The organism is Hymenobacter sp. B81, from assembly GCF_044628455.1.
Classification (GTDB): Bacteria; Bacteroidota; Bacteroidia; order Cytophagales; family Hymenobacteraceae; genus Solirubrum.
In genome coordinates, this window is record NZ_JBIYZW010000001.1 from 1762921 (window position 1) to 1778658 (window position 15738).

The 15738-nt window shown below is 65.8% G+C and carries 13 protein-coding genes and 1 tRNA gene; 12 read left to right on the plus strand and 2 right to left on the minus strand.

Annotated features, from left to right (window positions below):
* Window positions 1-44: 44 nt before the first annotated feature.
* Entirely contained in the window at window positions 45-1253 is a 1209-nt protein-coding gene (gene sucC, locus ACE191_RS07770) for an ADP-forming succinate--CoA ligase subunit beta (RefSeq protein WP_400191625.1), read from the plus strand.
* A gap of 280 nt (window positions 1254-1533) precedes the next feature.
* Window positions 1534-2409 (plus strand): transglutaminase family protein, encoded by an 876-nt coding sequence (locus ACE191_RS07775; RefSeq protein ID WP_400191626.1) that lies wholly within the window; start codon window positions 1534-1536, stop codon window positions 2407-2409.
* A gap of 50 nt (window positions 2410-2459) precedes the next feature.
* Here the strand turns inward: ACE191_RS07775 and ACE191_RS07780 are convergent, their stop codons facing one another.
* The gene (locus tag ACE191_RS07780; RefSeq protein WP_400191627.1) at window positions 2460-2933 is read right to left on the minus strand and encodes an organic hydroperoxide resistance protein; all 474 of its coding nucleotides are present in this window, start codon (window positions 2931-2933) and stop codon (window positions 2460-2462) included.
* Between the two features lie 231 nt (window positions 2934-3164).
* Here ACE191_RS07780 and ACE191_RS07785 point away from each other — a divergent pair.
* The 5 genes from ACE191_RS07785 (at window position 3165) to ACE191_RS07805 (ending at window position 11230) form a co-directional block, all read left to right on the plus strand.
* Window positions 3165-3239 (plus strand) — tRNA-Arg (locus tag ACE191_RS07785).
* Between the two features lie 308 nt (window positions 3240-3547).
* Entirely contained in the window at window positions 3548-4057 is a 510-nt protein-coding gene (locus ACE191_RS07790) for a fasciclin domain-containing protein (protein ID WP_400192301.1), read from the plus strand.
* Between the two features lie 183 nt (window positions 4058-4240).
* Window positions 4241-4813, plus strand: coding sequence for a hypothetical protein (locus ACE191_RS07795; protein WP_400191628.1), 573 nt, complete (start codon window positions 4241-4243; stop codon window positions 4811-4813).
* A 157-nt stretch (window positions 4814-4970) separates the two neighbouring features.
* Complete coding sequence (locus tag ACE191_RS07800) at window positions 4971-7295, plus strand: endonuclease (protein WP_400191629.1); 2325 nt, start codon at window positions 4971-4973, stop codon at window positions 7293-7295.
* A 311-nt stretch (window positions 7296-7606) separates the two neighbouring features.
* On the plus strand, window positions 7607-11230 hold the full coding sequence (locus tag ACE191_RS07805) for an alpha-amylase family glycosyl hydrolase (protein ID WP_400191630.1): 3624 nt from the start codon (window positions 7607-7609) through the stop codon (window positions 11228-11230).
* Window positions 11231-11251: 21 nt separating this feature from the next.
* On the opposite strand, the gene ACE191_RS07810 is transcribed toward ACE191_RS07805, so the two are convergent.
* The gene (locus tag ACE191_RS07810; protein ID WP_400191631.1) at window positions 11252-11539 is read right to left on the minus strand and encodes a GNAT family N-acetyltransferase; all 288 of its coding nucleotides are present in this window, start codon (window positions 11537-11539) and stop codon (window positions 11252-11254) included.
* A 155-nt stretch (window positions 11540-11694) separates the two neighbouring features.
* Here ACE191_RS07810 and ACE191_RS07815 point away from each other — a divergent pair, with 155 nt between their 5' ends.
* From ACE191_RS07815 to ACE191_RS07835, 5 genes are all read left to right on the plus strand, one after another.
* Window positions 11695-11889, plus strand: coding sequence for a hypothetical protein (locus tag ACE191_RS07815; RefSeq protein ID WP_400191632.1), 195 nt, complete (start codon window positions 11695-11697; stop codon window positions 11887-11889).
* A 31-nt stretch (window positions 11890-11920) separates the two neighbouring features.
* Window positions 11921-12190 carry a hypothetical protein gene (locus ACE191_RS07820; protein WP_400191633.1) on the plus strand — a complete coding sequence of 90 codons (270 nt, stop codon included), beginning with the start codon at window positions 11921-11923 and terminating at the stop codon, window positions 12188-12190.
* A 205-nt stretch (window positions 12191-12395) separates the two neighbouring features.
* Complete coding sequence (locus ACE191_RS07825) at window positions 12396-13196, plus strand: universal stress protein (protein WP_400191634.1); 801 nt, start codon at window positions 12396-12398, stop codon at window positions 13194-13196.
* 40 nt (window positions 13197-13236) lie between these two features.
* Window positions 13237-14058 carry a phosphatase PAP2 family protein gene (locus ACE191_RS07830; protein WP_400191635.1) on the plus strand — a complete coding sequence of 274 codons (822 nt, stop codon included), beginning with the start codon at window positions 13237-13239 and terminating at the stop codon, window positions 14056-14058.
* A gap of 197 nt (window positions 14059-14255) precedes the next feature.
* Complete coding sequence (locus ACE191_RS07835) at window positions 14256-15398, plus strand: Gfo/Idh/MocA family protein (protein ID WP_400191636.1); 1143 nt, start codon at window positions 14256-14258, stop codon at window positions 15396-15398.
* Window positions 15399-15738 lie beyond the last annotated feature (340 nt).

A 15738-nucleotide genomic window follows, 5' to 3' on the forward strand; every position in this document is an offset into this window, starting at 1 on the left:
GCGGGCAGATTTCCGGAACCCGAAACCCACCTCCAGTCCCCAGTATGAACATTCACGAATATCAGGGCAAAGACATTCTGAAGCGCTACGGCGTGCGCGTGCAGGAAGGCATCGTGGCCGAAACGGCCGACGAAGCCGTAGAAGCCGCCAAGAAGCTGACCGCCGACACCGGCACCAGCTGGCACGTGATCAAGGCGCAGATTCACGCCGGCGGCCGCGGCAAGGGGGGTGGGGTGAAACTCGCCAAAAACCTCGAGCAGGTAAAAGACCTGGCCGGCCAGATCATCGGCATGCAGCTGGTAACCAAGCAAACCGGCGCCGAAGGCCGCAAGGTGCACAAGGTGCTGGTAGCCCAGGACGTGTACTACCCCGGCGACTCGGAGCCCAAGGAATACTACATGAGCGTGCTGCTGGACCGCGGCACCGGCAAAAACGTCATCATCTACACCACCGAGGGTGGCATGGACATCGAGGAGGTAGCCGAGGCGCACCCCGAGAAAATCCACCGCGAGCATATCGACCCGCGCGTGGGCCTGCGCCCCTTCCAGGCCGCCAAGATTGCCTACAACCTCGGCCTGAGCGGCGAGGCCCAGAAGGAAATGGTGAAGTTCGTGACGGCCCTCTACAAGGCCTACGACGACACCGACTCGTCAATGTTCGAAATCAACCCCGTGTTGAAAACCTCGGACAACAAGATTCTGGCCGTGGACGCCAAGGTAACCCTCGACGAAAACGCCCTGTACCGCCACAAGGACTTCGTGGCCCTGCGCGACACCAACGAGGAAGATCCCCTGGAAGTAGAAGCCTCTGCCTCGAACCTGAACTACGTGAAGCTCGATGGCAACGTGGGCTGCATGGTAAACGGCGCCGGTCTGGCCATGGCCACCATGGACATCATCAAGCTCTCGGGCGGTGAGCCGGCCAACTTCCTCGACGTGGGCGGCGGAGCCAATGCCCAGACCGTGGAAGCCGGTTTCCGCATCATTCTGAAGGACCCGAACGTGAAGGCCATCCTGATCAACATCTTCGGCGGCATCGTGCGTTGCGACCGGGTAGCCAACGGCGTGGTGGAAGCCTACAAGAACATCGGTGACATCCGCGTGCCTATTATCGTGCGCCTGCAGGGCACCAACGCCGAAGAAGGCGCCCGCATCATCGACGAGTCGGGCCTGAAGGTGTACTCGGCCGTGCTGCTGAAGGACGCGGCCCAGAAAGTAAAGGAAGTGCTGGCCATGACCGAAGGTCAGGCGTAAGCTTCAGTACCCGGGCTGCTTGCAGCCCAGCAGAAACCCCGCCGGCTTACCGGCGGGGTTTTTTCATGCACAAATCCCGGGACAAATTCAATCACACATATTATTATTCATATCTGCTATTGTTCTGATTATATTTGCTGCTGGCAAAAAAACTTCGGCTGCCCAAAAACGGCTGCTGCGGTTCTCTGGCCGCGAATTGCCCAACTGCGCCCTTTTCCACCTCAACCCCGCTATCCTTTTACCCGTTTGTGACTCCGCCAACGGTGTAATTCTCTTTCTGATGCATAAAACGCTTACCCTCATTCTTGTCGCCGTGACCTGCTGGCTGGGTCTCGGTGCGCAGGCCCAGCCGGCCCCGCAGCCGGGCCAGCCCCTGCCCTACGCCGCCACGGCCGACGCGGCCACGTTCAGCTTCCAGTTTGGCCGGCCCGACGACCTGTACCTGGAAACCATGCGCGACCGGTACGGCCTGGGCACTCTGGTAGCCGATAAAACGACCGACCTGGCCAAGGCCCAGGCGGTGTGTGCCTGGGTGCACAACCGCCTCGACCACAACGGCCACATTCCTACCAAGAAAACCGACCCCATGGGCATTCTGCAGGATGCCCAGCTCGAGCAGCAGGTGCAGTGCGTGGGCTTCGGCATTGTGCTGGCCGCGGCCCTGCAGTCAGTAGGCATACCGGCCCGGCCGCTGTACCTGAAAATGGCTGACTCGGAAACCCGGGGCTCGGCCGCGGGCCACGCCGCCACCGAAGCCTGGCTGAAGGAGCAGCAGAAGTGGGTGCTGGTCGACGCGCAGTGGGACGTGATTCCGCTGCTGAACGGCACGCCGCTGAATGCCGTGGAACTGCAGCAGGCCCTGGCCACCGAGGCGCCCGGCCTGCGCGGCCTCACCTCCACCGACGCCAAGTGGAAGTTCTACTTCAAGTGGCTGCGCGACTACCTCTACTACCTCGACACCCCACTCGACAACCGCTTCGGCACCAAGACCTCGACGGCCGGGCTGATGCTGGTGCCGGTGGGTGCCAAGAAGCCGGTGGTGTTTCAGCGCACCACCCGCCTGCACAACCTGCGCTACACCCACTCGCCGGCCACCTTCTACGCCGACCCCTACGAAACCTACCAGGCGCAGGAGCCGCCGGCCCCGGCCAACTAGTGGCGGCTCCGACGGCTCCCGACTGGTAAAGACCGGCGCCTGGCTCAACGCTAGGCGCCGGTTTTGTTTTCAGGCCCGGCGGCGTTCGGCTGGTCGGCGGTTAGTTGGGCGGGCTGGCCCTCCACCAGCAGTTGCACCTCGATGTTGCCGCGCGTGCCAATGGAATACGGGCAGATGCGGTGGGCTTCCTGCACCAGCTGGTCGGCGGCCTCGGTGCCGGGCAGGTGTACGTCCAGCGTTACGGCCAGGCCGTAGGCATCGTCGCTTTGGGTGAGCGACACGCTGCACTGCACCGTCGAGGCCGGATCCAGGCGCTGCCCGTTGCGCTGGGCCACCACAATGAGGGCCTGCTGAAAGCAGGAAGCGTAGCCGGCGGCGAACAGCTGCTCGGGGTTGGTGGCGCCTTGCTTGCCGCCCAGGCCCTGCGGCACCGACATATTCAGGTCGATAACGCCGTCGGAAGAGCGAATGCGGCCGCTGCGGCCGCCGGTGGCCGTAGCTTCGGCCGTGTACAGGGTTTTCATGTGGGTAGGTGTTTTGGGGTTGCGTGGAAAGTGCTAGGCTAAACCGGCTTGGCCCGGTTTAGGTTACCGCGGCGCCCGCCGCTCACAATGCCAGCTTAATTTTTCCATCCCGGCCGCTGAGCCCTAGCCAGTTAAGATTTGCCATCATCAGCGGCTTGCCTGACAACACGCGTAAAACGCCGGGGCTGTTGCCGGCCCCGCATTTTCTCGCTACTTTTGCCGCCCACTACCGGCCACGTAGTACAACGGATAGTATAGGAGTCTCCGAAGCTCTTGATCCAGGTTCGATTCCTGGCGTGGCCACCATCCTTGTCAACAAAAAGCCCGCGCACCGTCCGTTGCGCGGGCTTTTTGTTGTTTGCCCCGGGCAAGTGGCCGGGCGGCGGGCGGCCGGGTTGGGCCTGGGGCAATCCGGCAGGGGGAGCAGCCTCGTAAGGCTTGGCAGACAGTTGCATTCTCACCTTCAACCCACAACCTGTATGTTCAAGCACCTTTGCACCGCCGCCGCCCTGGGCCTGCTGCTCACCGCCGGCACCACCTTCTCGGCTTCGGCCCAGGACAAGGTTAAGACCAAGGCCGACGGCACCACCAAAATGAAGGGCAAGGACAAAGCCATGGCCAACGGCCAGGGCAACAGCAACGCCAGCATGGGCGCCGCATCCGGGGTGATGGTGGGCGGAGCCATGATGACGCCCGACAAGGACATCGTGGCCAACGCCCTGGGCTCCCAGGACCACACCACGCTGGTAGCCGCCGTGAAGGCTGCCGACCTGGTGGCTACCCTGCAGGGCCCGGGTCCGTTCACCGTGTTTGCGCCCACCAACGGCGCCTTCGGCAAGCTGCCCGCCGGCACGGTGGAAACCCTGGTGAAACCCGAAAACAAAGCCCTGCTCACCGGCATTCTCACCTACCACGTGGTGCCCGGCCGCCTCACGGCCATGCAGCTGAAGGACGGCCAGACCCTGACCACGGTGAAGGGTGAAACCCTGACGGTGGTGAAGAAAGGCAACGGCGTGATGCTGCGCGACGCCAAGGGTGGTATGGCCACGGTTACCATTCCCAACGTGATTTCCAGCAACGGCGTCACCCACGTAATCGACACGGTGCTGATGCCGGCCCGCTAGCCCAGCCGCGTTTGGCAAGGCCGCGCGCCGCTCTGGTTTCTAATCGGGGCGGCGCGTTGCGTTGGTGGCCGCGGGCAGCTGAGTTGAAAAAAATACCGGAAATCAGAAATGAAATATCCCCCGGCACGGGCGGCGCGTATACAGGCCGGCACTTCGCCCTACTCACTTCTAAACTTCCCGACCATGATTAAGCACGTGTTTTCTTCTCTGGCCCTGGCCCTGGCTTTGTGTAGCGCTGCTTCGGTAGCCGAAGCCCAGACCACCAAAACGAAATCGGACGCCGAGAAAACCAAGACCAAGGACGCCGACGGCACCACATCCAAGGTGAAAAACGACGACAACGGCAACGTGAAAATGAAGGGCAAAACCGCCGAGGGCGACAAGATGAAGTCGAAGGTGATGCCCTCGACCGAGATGCAAAGCTCGGGCGGCAGCACCTCGGGCTCGATGCCGGCCTCGGGCAGCATGAGCGGCTCGGGCGTCACCAGCGGCAGCTCCACCACCGGCACCGACTCGTCGGGCACCATGAATAACGCGGGCACCGGCACCATGAGCACCGGCACCGACATGAACTCGTCGGGCACCATGAACAACGCGGGCACGACGCCGGCCACCGGCACCATGAGCGGCTCGACCCCGACGGACGCCACCGTGACGCCCGCCCCGGCCCCGGCCGACGACATGCGCGTAGGTCGCCGCATGAAGCCCGACAAGGCCGAGAAAGTCAAAATGAAAAAAGAGCGCAACAAGATGTAAGTCCGGTTTCCCCAGAAACCTGCCTTTCAGACGCTTGACGGCGGCCCACAGCGAATCGACGCTGCGGGCCGCCGTTATTTTTTGGCTTTTGGGCGGGCTAACCCAATGATTTTTTGGACCTTTGACGCTGCTTTTTCCATACCTCTCCGCACACCCTATGAAATACTTTTTCGCTGCATTGCTCACGGCTGCTCTGGGCCTGGAGCTGGCATCGGCCCAGACCTTCCCGGCTGTACCCGCGGCGCCCCCCGCTACTCTGCAGGGGCAAAACCTGCGTACCTGGCTGCAGCAAAACTGGTACGACGGCAAGCGCACGGTGCTCAGCTACTCGGCAGCCCGGGCCAAGATGTACAACTACGTCGACAACTTCAACAACACCGTCACCTGCGTGTACTCGGGTCACCAGGTGCCCCGCCCGCTGAACTTCAACAGCACCAGCACCAGCATCACCAACATCAACTGCGAGCACAGCATTCCGCAGTCGTGGTTCGACGAGGCGGTGCGCATGCAGGCTGACATTCACCACCTGTTTCCTACCGTGGTGCAGTGGAACTCGGACCGCGGCTCGGACCCCTTCGCGGAAATTCCCGACAACCAGACCACCAAGTGGATTTGGGGCCTGAGCAGCCAGAGCAGCATTCCCGCGAGCAACATTGCCGAGTACAGCGAGGACACCAACAACCAGTTTGAGCCCCGCGAAGACCACAAGGGCAACCTGGCCCGCGCCGCGTTTTACTTCTACACCGTGCACGCCGGCCAGAACTTCGACGCCGGCAAGGGCCAGCTCTCGGCCCTGGCCGACCCGGCTACCCTCTACCAGTGGCACCTGGCCGACCCGGTCGACGCCCGTGAGCTGGAGCGCAACCGCCGCGTAGCCGCCAGCCAGGGCAACTACAACCCCTACATCATCGACCCCTCCCTGGTGGCCCGCGCCTGGGGCTTCCAGCCGGCCGGCCCGGCCGTTACTTTCACCGCCGCCACCGGCACCATCCCCGAAGGCAACGCCGGCACCAGCACCTACACCTTCACCATCGACGTGACCCCGGCCCCCACGGCCGCGGGCTCGGTGCAGGTAGCCCTCGACGCGGCCAGCACCACCGCTACTCCCGGCACCGACTTCAGCTTCTCGACCCAGACGGTAACCTTCGCCGCCGGCCAGACCCAGCAGACGGTAACGCTGACCGTGAACGGCGACACCCAGCCCGAATCGGATGAGCTGGTGCGCCTGACTTTGCAGAACCCCACCGGCGGCCTCGTGGTAGGCTCGCCCGCCGCCCACGAGCTGACCATCACCAACGACGACGGCGCGGCCCCCACCCTGCGCTTTGCCGCCGCTACCGGCACGGCCCCGGAGGGCAACACCGGCACCAGCACCTACACCATCGACGTGACGCTGACCGGCTCGGCCCCCGCCGCGGCCTTCACCGTACCGGTATCGGTAGTAGCCGCCGGCACCACCGCCAGCGCCTCCGACTTCACCCTGACCACGACCTCGCTGAGCTTTGCCGCCGCTCCGGCCCCGCAAACCCAGACCGTGACGGTAACCGTGGCCGGCGACGTGCTGGCCGAAGGTAACGAGCTGGTAGTGCTGCGCCTGGGCACGCCCAGCGACGCGGCCATCCTGGTGGGTACGCCCGCCGAGCACACCCTCACCATTGCCGACGACGACCTGCCGCCCGCCGGCACGAGCTGCACCCGCCCTTTCTTCTCGCAGTACATCGAGGGCGCCGTGGGCAACACCAAGGCCCTGGAAATCTACAACCCGGCGGCCTTCCCCTTCAACCTCGACGGCCTGCGCGTGCTGACCTTCACCAACGGCGGCACCACCGCCATGTACACCCTGAACCTGACCGGCACCATCGCGCCCGGCGAAACCTACGTCATTGCCAACGCCCAGTCGGAGCAGGGCGTGATTGACGAGTCGGACATCACCTCGGACGTGACCTTCTTCAACGGCAACGACGCCATTGCCCTGTTCATGGGCGCCGACACGCTCGACGTGATTGGCCGCATCGGCCAGGACCCGGGCGCCAGCTGGACGCTGCCCGGCGGCGGCTCCACCGTCAACAACACCCTGGTGCGCCGCCCCAACGTGGGCCGCGGTGAGGCCCGCTGGTCGGTAGCCGCCGCCGGCTGGGAAGCCATCGGCGTGGGCAACTACAGCGGCATGGGCAGCCACACTTCCACCGCCTGCGTGGTAACCAGCACCCGCCCCGTGCAAACCCTGCGCAACGGCGTGAGCGTGTTCCCGAACCCGGCCAGCGGTCAGGTACAGGTGCAAGTGCCCGGTCTCAGCAGCCGCACTGCCACGCGCATCGTGCTGCTCGATGCCCTGGGCCGCCCGGCCCGCGAGCTGACGCAAACCCTGGGTGCGGCCGACGTGGCCACCCTGGAACTGCGCGGCCTGAGCGCCGGCCTCTACCACGTGGTAGTGGAAGCCGGTGCGGTACGCTACACCAGCCGCGTGGTGGTGCAGCCCTAAGCCTACTTGCCTTCAAATTCCCGAACGGGCCCCGCTGCAGCGCTGCAGCGGGGCCCGTTTGCGTTGCGCGGGCCGCTGAACAGCGCGGCCGGCTGACTCAGGAACGGACAATCTGGCCCCGGCCACGAAGCAGAGCGGCAGCAGCTTGCCCCGTGTCGTTCGCAATCAAGGCAACTATACACAGGAATATTACAATCTGACTGCCCTGTTTTTTATATTTGCCGGACTGGGCGGACAGTTGGCAGCTCGGGGCCGCCGTAGCAAGCGAGCGGCCAAACCAGCACGCTCCAAATTGGTTTACCTGCTCACCTATGAAACACTTCTTCTCGTTACTCCGACTGCGCGCTTCGGGGCTGGCTGGCGTGCTGCTCGCGCTGTTGCTGCTGAGCGGCCCGGCGGCCCGCGCCCAGCAACAACGCCAAGTGGTTTTCCAGGCGTTCTGGTGGAACTACTGGAACTCCAACTACCCCTTCGGCTGGGCCAACTACGTGGCCGACCTGGCTCCGCGCCTCAAGGCCCTGGGCATTCAGGCCGTGTGGGTGCCGCCCTCCATCAAGAACGATGCGCCCAACAACGGCTACGCGCCCTTCGACCACTACGACCTCGGCGACAAGTTTCAGCGCGACAACAGCACCGCTCCGCACCCGGCCAGCACCCGCCTGGGCACCAAGGACGAACTGCTGCGCATGGTGGCCGTGCTGCACGCCAACGGCATCGACGTGATTCAGGACGTGGTGCCCAACCACATCATCGGCGCCGGCTCCAACTCCGGGGCCGGCGGCCAGGACCCCGCCGCCTGGGAAAACCGCTACAAAAACTTCCGCTACGTGAGCTACGCCACGCCGGCCACCGACCAGAGCGAGGCCGACTACTTTGCCCGCGCCGGCCGCTGGCCCAAAAACTGGCAGAACTTTCACCCCAACAACGACCACAACTGCAACTCGGGCGACTGGTGCCAGGAAATGTTCGGGCCCGACGTGTGCTACTACGGCGGCGCCTTCGGCCAGAGCTCCAACGTGAGCGGCTTCAACCCGCCCCAGAGCAGCAACTACATGCGTAACGAAACGCGCAGCTGGCTGATCTGGTACAAAAAGCAGCAGGGCTTCGACGGCGTGCGCCTCGATGCGGTGAAGCACTACCCGGCCTGGGCCACCGAGGACTTCCTCTACAACCTGCAGCACAATGCGGGCTGGGCCTCGGGTTCCGACAACATGTTTGCCGTGGGCGAGTTCGTGGGCGGCAAAAGCGAGCTGGACCGCTTCTGCAACGACCCCAACCCCAGCGTGGGCGTGCAGAACCGCTCGGGCACTTTCGACTTCGGCCTGCGCGGCTTCCAGACCGATGGCTTCCGCGGAGTGGTGGCCGAGGGCGGCGGCTATAACCTGGGCAGCCTCTACGACGAGCAGCAAAGCAACCGCCTGCGCACCGTGCCCTTCGTCAACAACCACGACACCTTCCGCCCCATCGTCGACGCCAGCGGCAACTACAGCCGCCCGCTGGGCGACGACGCGGGCTGGAACCTGGGCGACCAGCTGGGCAAGCACATCGACCCGCGCGACCCGCGCCTGAGCGCCTGCTACGCCGTGGCCCTGGCCGTGGACGGCGCTCCGCAGATTTTCTTCGAGGATTTGTTTGACATCGGCACCACCGGCAAGCGCTTTTCGCACCTGCCCGGCAACGCCGCCGACCTGCCCGTGCGCCCCGACCTGGAAAACCTGCTCTGGTGCCGCCAGAACCTGCGCTTTATGGAGGGCGCCTACCAGGAGCGGTGGCGCGCCGCCGATCTGTTCATCATCGAGCGCGCCGGCAAAGCCCTGGTGGGCGTCAACGACAGCTGGGACGCGTGGCAGACCGTGCAGGTGCAAACCAGCTTCCCCGCCGGCACCCAGCTGCAGGACTACTCGGGCGCCAGCAGCCTTAACGACCTGCGCGTGGTGGACGGCAGCGGCAAAGCGTACATCAGCGTGCCACCCTGCAACGGCACCGCCCTGCAGGGCCGCCGCGGCTACGCCGTGTGGGCGCCGACGGGTATCGGAACCAATTTCAGCTCGGCGGCCCGCAGCACCACCCAGGAGTGGGAAATGGCCGACGACCTGGGCGACTCGCACTGCCAGAGCCTGGGCCAGGGCGGGCGCCTGCCCGACAACTCCACCAACCAGCGCGTAGTGGGCAAAATCTTCGTGGAAGCCGGCAAAACGGTGACCTACGAGCTGTTCCCCACCGACAACTCCCGCTCCCTGGCTTTGGCCCTCTACGATTTGCGCGGCAACCGCCTCGACCAGGTAACGGGCCCGGGCAACCTGTTCGACACCTATACGCCCACCACTACCGGCTGGCTCACCCTCAAGGCGCGCAACACCGCCGCCACTTACCCTGGCCAGCGCTGCTTTGTGAAGGTGAGCTACACGGCCCCGGCCAGTGCCAACACCCTGGCCGCGCCGCCGGCCGCCAACCAAGTCGCCATCTGGACCGGCAACGCCAACTCGGCCGATGCCGCCAACTGCCGCAACTGGGAAAGCGGCCTGCTGCCCACCGCCGGCCTCGACGTGCTGGTACCGGCCGGCAGCATGTTTATGCCCGCGCTGGGCAGCGGCACCGTGCTGGCCCGCAACTTCGTGATAGAGGCCGGGGCCACCCTCAACCTGGCCGCTGGCAGCACCCTGCGCCTGAGCGGCAACCTCGTCAACCAGGGCAGCCTCGCGGGCACGGGCACCGTGGAGCTGGCCGGCAGCACCCCGCAAACCCTCGCCGGGGCGGCCACCACCTTCGCCAACCTGCGCGTTGCCAACCCCGCCGACGTGACGCTGCTGACCCCCGTCACGGTTACCGGCAACCTGCACCTGAGCACCGGTCGCCTCGTACTGGGCGGCCAGAACCTGACCCTGGACGCCGCGGCCACCCTCACCGGCGCCGACGCCAGCCGCTACCTCGTAACCATGGACCAGCCCGGCGGCGGATTCCTGCGGCGGCCCGTCCCCGGCGGTGGCCCGGCCGTGAGCTTTCCGGTGGGCACGGCCGCCAGCTACACCCCGCTGCTCATTGGCAACTCCGGCAGCAGTGCCGATTTCCGAGTGCGCGCCTTTAGTGGGGTGTTGGAAAACGGCACTAGCGGCGCCCCCTTCAGTCGCCAGCACCAGTTCGTGAACCGCACCTGGGAGGTGCAGGCGGCCCCCGGCGCCGTAGCCGACCTCACCTTCCAGTGGAATGGCGCCGACGAAAATGTCGACTTCAAGCCCGGCTCCGCTACGGCTTTCCGCCACGGCGGCGGGGTCGGCGACACCTGGCAGCCCCTGGGCAGCGGCGCGGCTAGCGGCAGCGGCCCGTTCACTTTTGCGGCCGCCGGCGTGAGCAGCTTCGGCCTGCTGGCCGTGGGCAACCCCAGCGTGCCGCTGCCGGTGAAGCTGACTGCCTTCGCCGCCGAGCGCCGCGGGGCTGCGGTGGAGCTGCGCTGGTCGACGGCAGCCGAAAAAGGCAACGCCCGCTTCGAGGTGCTTAAGTCGGCAACCGGCCGGGACTTCGGCCTGATCGGGCAGGTACCGGGCCGCGGCACCACGACCGGGCACCAGCAGTACCGGTTCGCCGACGCCGACGCGCCGACCGCAGCCTACTACCGCCTCCGCCAGGTTGATTTTGACGGCCGGTTCAGCCTGAGCCAGCCGCTGTTTGTGGCCGCCGAGGCTGCAACGGCCGGCCCCGGGGTGTTTCCCAATCCCAGCAGCGTCGCGGTTAGGCTCACGGGCCTGCCGGCCGAGGCCCGGGTAGCTCTTCAGCTGCGCTCGGCGCACGGCCGTAGCCTGCTGCGCACCCTGCCGGCGCCGGTGGAAACTGCCAACGAGCAGCTGAGCGCGGCCCTGCGCCAGCTGGCCCCGGGCGTGTATCTGCTCACGGTAGAAGCCGCCGGCCGGCCGCACATTCTCAAGCTCATCAAGCAGTAGCCCGTTCGGCAGCCCAAGCCCTTACGCCAGCTGGTCGAGCAGGTCGGCGTACTCGGCGCGGTTACGGTCTACGTACGCCTGCATGAAGCGGCAGCTGGTACGCACGCGCAGCTTTTCCTGCCGGGCCCAGGCCAGGGCCGCCTGGGCCAGCTGCTCGGCCAAGCCCTGCCCGCGCAGGCTCTCGTCGACGTAGGTGTGCTGGAAATCCACGACCCCATCGGCGGGCCGGGCGTAGGTTAGTTCGGCGTCCTGGCCAATGACACTGAACATCTGTTCTTCGGAGTCGTGGTTGATGCGTACTTCGCTCATAGTAAGAAGTCTGGTAAAAAAGCCGGACATTAAACCAGGCCGCCGGCGCCGGGGCCAGGCGGCTCAGGTCAATCGTTTTGCCCGGACTTACGTAGAAATCGTTTCCGGCGCTGCCGTACCCCTTTCCGCTCTTCCGTTCTCCTACCCTTTCCCCCATGAAACCGAACCCTAATTCCGCCCCCACGGCCGCGCCGCCCCTGCTGCCCGATCCCAGCGCCCCCTTCACGGTAAATGCGCTGGCCCCCGGCAAACTCGAAGAAATGGAGCCCCGCCCCCCGGTGCCTTCGCCCCGCTTCGTGTACTGGGACAGCATCGACCCGGCCAGCCACAGCCCCTACCCCCTCGATTAATCTTTCCGTTTTTCCGACTTTTCCGCTCCCCATGGCTAAGCAACCCGAATCCAACCCCAATCAATCGGCCGACCAGCAGCCCCCGCTGAGCGAGGCGCAGCGCAAGCACCGGGAAGAACTCTACGACTACCCCCGCGACGAGGAAGGTACCCTGGACACCTCGGCCATGCTCGATGCCGCCTCGTCGGGCATTCCCGATCAGCCCACCGCCGGCCCCGACCGCGACAACTCGGCCATGACCGACGACGGCTACGGCGTGGGTGGCGCCCGGCAGGAAGAAATCGACGGCCTGCGTCAATAGCCGGGATTTCCCCGCTCTGCAACCGCCCCGCTACCCCCGTAGCGGGGCGGTTTGCAGTTCAGGGGCTCCCCAAGTCCACTGCTTCCAACGCCCGGCAGAAAACCACCGCTGTGGTCACAAAAACGTAACGTCGCGCAGGCCCGGGTTTGCCGCCCGCGGCGTAAACTTGCCTTTCACCCGGCCTCGGCCCTCTTTCTCTGCTTTCATGCTCACGCTTCTTGTCCTGACCGATTTCTCGCCCGCGGCCGACCAGGCGCTGCGCTACGCGGCGGCGCTGGCCGCACCGGCCCAGGCCCGCCTGCTGCTGCTGCACGTGCGTCCCTCGCTACTGAGTGCCCGCGCTTTCACCAGCGCGGCCGCCGAGCTGAGCGAATCCCAGGCCACCGACCTGCTGCGCCAGCGCAGCGAGGCCCTCGACGCGGCCCTGCGCCCGGACTACGAGCTGGTCAGCGGCGACGTGCCGGCCGAGCTGAGCGCAGCGGCGCGGCGCCACCACGCCACCCTGGTGCTGGTGGGCCGCCCCGACCTGGCCGAAATTCCCGCCGAGTTGGCCCACACCACCGCCCTCGACGTGCTGGAGCAGCTGCCCTGCCCGCTGCTGGTGGTGCCGCAGGGCCCAGCCGCCGGGCCGCCCCGGCAGGCGCTGCTGGCCGTTGACGGGCAGCCGCTGCCCTCCTACGCGGGCATGAGCCAGCTGGCGCCGCTGCTCAACCGGGCCGCGTTGCAGCTGGTGGTGGTGGGCGCCACCGACGAGCAGGCCGCCGCGGCCCTCGCACACGCCCAGGCCGCAGGGCTGACGACCGGCTTCGGCGCGAGCCAGGCCAGGGGCGTCGCCCACGACGACCCCGCTACGGGTATTGTAGAAGCCGCTGCCGGCGCCGACCTGCTGGTGCTGCCGGCCCGGCAACGCAGCTTCCTGGGCCGCCTGTTTCACCAGAGCGTAACGGCCCGGGTACTAAGTGAGGCCGCTGTCCCCGTGCTGATTGTGCCCGAGCGAAGCGAATAATTTCGGTTCTTTGCGTGCTTAATCTGCCCGATTGGTACGCATGCGTTTCTCTACCTCCCTGTTCCTGTGGCTGTGGCTTGCGCCGGCCAGCCTGTATGCCCAGTCCGGGTCGCCCGCTCCGGCCGCTCCCGACACCACCCGCAAATACGAAACCCCGGCTGAGGCACCGGCTGAGAAGAAGCCCTGGTACCGGGGCAAGCTGGTGAAGGCCACCGCCGTACCGGCGCTGCTCATCGGCTACGGCATCAGCACCATCAACGACCGGGGCTTCTACAGCAGCTTCGACGCCCGGCGCGACATTCAGCGGCACTTCCCCAACTTCCGCACCCGCATCGACGATGCCCTGATTCTGGCGCCCTACGCCGAGCTGGGTTTGGTGGCGCTGGCCGGCGTGGAAACCCGCAACGACCGGCTCAACACCCTGCTGGTCATTGCCAAGTCGGAGCTGATTTTTGGTTTGACCACCGTGGTGCTCAAGAACACCACCAAGGTGCTGCGCCCCGACGGCACCACGCGCAACTCCTTTCCCTCGGGCCACACGGCGCAGGCCTTTTTGGCGGCCAGCATCGTGCACACCGAATTCCGCGACCAAAGCCAGTGGTACGGCGTGGGCGCCTACACCATTGCCACCAGCGTGGCGGCCCTGCGCATGCTCAACGACCGGCACTGGCAGAGCGACGTGGTGGCCGGCGCCGGTGTGGGCATTTTGTCGGCGCACCTGGGCTACCTCTCGCACCGCAACCGCTGGGGCCGCAAGCCCCGCATGGTGGGCTGGCACGCCACGCCGCTGCTGCTGCCCGGCGGTGGCACCGGCCTCAGCGTGACCTGGCGGCCCACTGCCGTGCGGCCGCCGCGCCCCTAGGCGCAAGGCGGCCTTCGGGTGCTTGCTACCCTGATCGGGGCTTCGTGGCGGCGCTGCGAAGCCCCGCTTTTGTGTGGGCGAGCCGGCGGCTGAGCTGGCCCTGCCTCATCAGGCGGTGAGGAAGTGGAATTGGGCCCCGCTGTAACCTGGGGCGGCGGCAGGCGTTAGCGTAGGCATTGTTTTACCGCTTCGTGCCAATGGACGTCACCGAATCGCGCCGCCAGTTTCTGCGCCAGGCCAGCCTGGGCGCGGCCGTCGCGGCCCTGACGGGTCCGGCCGCCCTGGCTCAACCCCTTACCGCTGCCATGCAACACGCCAACAAGAAAAAGCTCGGCTGGGCCATCGTGGGCTTGGGCAAGTTTGCCACCGAGCAGATCATGCCCAACTTCAATGACTGCGCGCATTCCCAGCTGGTGGCCCTGGTGAGCGGCTCGCCCGACAAGGCCCGCAAGCTGGCCCGCGAGTACGGCATCGACGAGAAAAGTGTCTACGACTACCAGAACTTCGACTCGATCAGGGACAACCCGGCGGTGGACGTGGTGTACATCATTCTGCCCAACGCCCTGCATGCCGAGTACACCATTCGGGCGGCGCAGGCCGGCAAGCACGTGCTGTGCGAAAAGCCCATGGCCACCTCGGTGGAAGACTGCCAGAAGATGATTGCCGCCTGCAACAAGGCTGGCAAGCAGCTCATGATTGCCTACCGCGCCCAGTACGAGCCCTTCAACCTGAACGCTATCGAGCGGATTCGCAAGGGCGAGCTGGGCAAGATTCAGTTCATCACCGCCGACCACGGCCGCCCCGTAAAGCCCACCGAAGACCAGGCCGACACCTGGCGGGTGCAGAAAAAGCTCGCGGGCGGCGGCTCACTCATGGACATCGGCATTTACTCGCTCAACGCCTGCCGCTACCTCACCGGCGAGGAGCCCGAGGAAATCACGGCCCAGATTTACTCCGACCCCAAGGACCCGCGCTTCAAGGAAGTGGAGGACAACGTGGCCTTCACGCTGCGCTTTCCCAGCGGCATTCTGGCGGCCTGCACCTCCTCCTACAGCTACCAGGGCGTGAAGCGCGGGCGCGTGTTTGGCGACAAGGGCTGGCTCGACCTCGACCCGCTCTCCGACTACGACAAGCACACCATGAAAATTGGTACTGAGCAGGGCGAGCAGGAGCCCAAGCTCAAGGAGGGCAACCAGTTCGCCGCCGAAATGGACCATCTTTCGCAGTGCATCATGCAGAACAAGGCGCCCCGCACGCCCGGCGAAGAAGGCCTGCGCGACGTGCGCTACATGCTGGCCATCTACGAGGCCGCCCGGAAAGGCAAGGCCGTGAAAGTGTGAGGTCCTGAAGCGGTGAGCCGGTGAGTACGGCGGGCCTGCCGCCAAACCGAAAAACCACGAAAGCCGGTTTTCCCCACCCCGGGGCAGCCGGCTTTTTGCTGCTCCTCGCCTGACCCCGCATCGTTGCCGCTGCGCGGCCCTAGCCGGGAAAACCTTCTGGCCTGACATAGTGCAAAACCGCACGCATTACTCGGCGGCGGCTCGCCGGGCGGCGAGACTATACGGAGACTATACGCACCCTATCCGCAGGCTATACCCACGCTATTTGGAGCCTAGCGGCAAAGTACCATTACCCCATATCGGCGAAGGGCCGCTGCTACTGCCTGAATTCTGCGGGGTT